This is a genomic window from Halobaculum sp. EA56 (assembly GCF_051195075.1).
Classification (GTDB): Archaea; Halobacteriota; Halobacteria; order Halobacteriales; family Haloferacaceae; genus Halobaculum.
The window spans coordinates 1-908 of the sequence record NZ_JBNTJX010000115.1 but is presented as its reverse complement, the minus strand read 5'-3'; the positions used below and the strand labels follow the sequence as shown (position 1 = coordinate 908).

The following is a 908-nucleotide window of genomic DNA, read 5'->3' as shown; positions in this document are numbered from 1 at the left end:
TGGTCGACGAGCTTGCGTGCGACGGTCTCGAACGCGGCCGGCGAGACGACGCCGAGACCCGGCAGCAGGAGCACCGCGAGCAGGGTGAAGACGACGCCGCCGACGACGTTCCCGACGTACACCAGCGCCCACAGCCGGATCAGCTGTCCGGGCGTCGCCCGGCGGTCGAGAACGGGGATCACCGCGAGCGTGGTGTGCTCGGTGAACAGCTCCGAGCGGCCGAGGATGACGAGCATGAACCCGACCGAGTAGACGCTCGCCAGCAGCAACTCCGTGGTGAGGTCGCCGAACCCCGACTCAGACAGCGTGAGCACCACGCCCATCAGGAGCGGACCGAAGCCGATGTCGAGCCCCGCCGACAGCCCCGACAGCAGCAGCCCCGACCACTCCCGGTTCATCTCGTGGACCCCGCTCTCGATCAGCGAGTCGAGGACGCTCCGCGTCGGCTTCTGGGTCGTCGTGTCCGTCAGCTCGGGGTCTCTGTCGCTCACGGGGGCGCCCCTCGACGTGTCAGTACAGCGGACAGCGTCCTAAATCTTGGTCGAGGCGGGCGAGCGACGGTCGACAGTCGACGACCGGCGGCCCTAGAGCCGCTCCGGATCGCACTTCAGATACTCCCGCAGCAGCGCCGTCGCGTACGAGCCCGACGGCAACGCGAACTCGAACACCGGGTCGCCGTCGCGCTCGGAGACCGACAGGTCCGTCGGGAGCAGGACCGCCCGCCGGGTGCCGCCCGACTCGAACTCCCCGGGGAGCGCGAAGTCGCCGGGGGCCACGTCAAGCTCGCGGAGCACTTCGCGTTCGATCGCGCCGGGCTCGCCGTCCCCGAACTCCGTGTCGGTGCCGACCAGCGGCGCGGTGACGAACGCCCGGCCGCGCCCGCAGTGGCGCGCGAGCGTGTCGACCCT

The 908-nt window shown here is 70.8% G+C and carries 2 protein-coding genes; both read right to left on the bottom strand.

Features of this window, described 5'->3' with window-relative positions; translation table 11 throughout:
* The coding region (locus ACQUQ1_RS22460; protein WP_435066393.1) for a formate/nitrite transporter family protein at positions 1–398 on the bottom strand (398 nt) is incomplete at its 3' end.
* Between the two features lie 186 nt (positions 399–584).
* On the bottom strand, positions 585–908 hold a 324-nt coding region (gene truD / locus ACQUQ1_RS22455), incomplete at its 5' end, for a tRNA pseudouridine(13) synthase TruD (RefSeq protein WP_435066392.1).